Origin of the sequence: Frankia sp. Mgl5, assembly GCF_023242985.1 — a bacterium.
Classification (GTDB): domain Bacteria; phylum Actinomycetota; class Actinomycetes; order Frankiales; family Frankiaceae; genus Parafrankia; species Parafrankia soli.
Window position 1 is genome coordinate 1 of sequence record NZ_JALKFY010000128.1, and the last position, 271, is coordinate 271.

1 protein-coding gene is annotated in these 271 nt (G+C 55.7%); it reads left to right on the plus strand.

Annotated features, from left to right (window positions below; genetic code table 11):
* A partial coding sequence (locus MXD62_RS08665; RefSeq protein WP_248828872.1) for an aminotransferase class I/II-fold pyridoxal phosphate-dependent enzyme occupies positions 1 to 271 on the plus strand: 271 nt, incomplete at both ends.

Below are 271 nucleotides of genomic sequence, written 5' to 3' on the forward strand. Positions count from 1 at the left end.
CTATTACGGAGAGCGGCAAGGGGAAGCGGGGCTGCGCCAGGAAATCAGCAAGTATCTTCGTCACGCTCGCGGGGTTCAATGCACACCGGACCAGATTGTGATCGGAGCGGGCACACAATTTATGATCGGCTTGCTCTGCCAGATGATCGGGCTGTCGGAAAAAGCGATTGCGATGGAGGATCCGGGGTATCAGGATGTCCGATCTGTGATCTCGCACCACGGATTTGAGATTGTCCCGATGCCCTTGGAGGACGACGGAATTGATGTGGAA